At 35.6% G+C, this 1,253-nt stretch carries 1 protein-coding gene; it reads left to right on the top strand.

Going from position 1 to position 1,253, the window contains the following annotated elements:
* The first annotated feature begins 39 nt into the window (after nt 1-39).
* Nucleotides 40-1,071, top strand: a complete 1,032-nt coding sequence (locus tag ADJ83_RS02050; protein WP_031534151.1) for a membrane protein — start codon at nt 40-42, stop codon at nt 1,069-1,071.
* The last annotated feature ends 182 nt before the right edge of the window (nt 1,072-1,253 follow it).

The following is a 1,253-nucleotide window of genomic DNA, read 5'->3' on the forward strand; positions in this document are numbered from 1 at the left end:
GTCCATTTCTACATATAGTTGATGTAGGGAGGGAATTCTGTGAAAAATAAATGGTATGCTGCAATACAGCTAGCAGCGGTGTATGTAGGTACTGTTGTCGGTGCTGGATTTGCGACAGGAAGAGAGATAGTAGTCTTTTTTTCACAATATGGATTTATCGGCTTGTTAGGAATCATTGTAAGTGGATTTATTTTTGCGTATTTTGGGGCGAAACTAATGCGTATTTCGGTCAAAATAAAGGCATCTTCCTATCAAGAGTTTACTATTTACTTATTTGGTAATGTCATAGGAACAATGATTAACATTCTATTATTACTTATGCTAATAGGAGTCTGTGCTGTGATGTTTTCAGGAGCTGGTGCTGTATTTGAAGAGCAGCTCGGCCTAGATAAAACGGTTGGCGTCATTTTTACAATTGTCCTTTCTTTAATGGTTATGATGGTAGGAACAAGAGGGTTATTTGCCGTAAACACATTTGTTGTACCTATTATGATCAGTTTCAGCTTTATTCTCTTTATACTTTCTATTTCTTTGCCAGGATTTTTGGGAGAGATATTTCAAATGGAGACCATTACTTGGAAAACTATCAGCTCTCCGTTTTCGTATACTGCCTTAAATTTGGCTTTAGCAATTGCTGTGCTAGTACCTGCAGCCTCTGAAATTGGCGATGAAGAAGTGGTTAAATGGGGAGGTATTTTAGGTGGAATTGCTCTAATGATGATTCTAATATCCAGTCATTTTTCCCTTATTATGCTGAAGGATGTTTATCTGTATTCTATTCCTATGGCTATTATTATGAAAAATTTAGCTCCACAGCTTTCATGGGTTTATATTTTAGTCATATATGGAGAAATTTTCAGTTCGGTAATCGGGAATATTTATGGGTTAGAGAGGCAGTTGCGGAGCTTCATTCCTTTACCAAGTATGGTAATAATCGGTGGAATTATTTTGGTTTCCTATTTAATTAGTTTCGTACAGTATGGCACATTATTATCCTTTTTATATCCTATATTTGGTTACATAAGCTTAGTATTCTTGCTGTTCTTATGGATTAAACCTGTGCCTAAATAATTGGTTTTCGCTTCTAACAAGAAGGTGAGGCTGGGACAAAACTAAAAAACTAATCTTTAAAGACGAATAATCTCTAAAGTAGCTTTTAAATAAAGCTACTTTCTCATGATGGTTTTCTATGTTTTTAAATATAGTCAGGTGTAAAAACTAAGTCGTTCCATTGCGCTACGGACGCACGATGC

It is taken from the genome of Bacillus sp. 522_BSPC, from assembly GCF_001076885.1.
GTDB lineage: Bacteria > Bacillota > Bacilli > Bacillales > Cytobacillaceae > Niallia > Niallia hominis.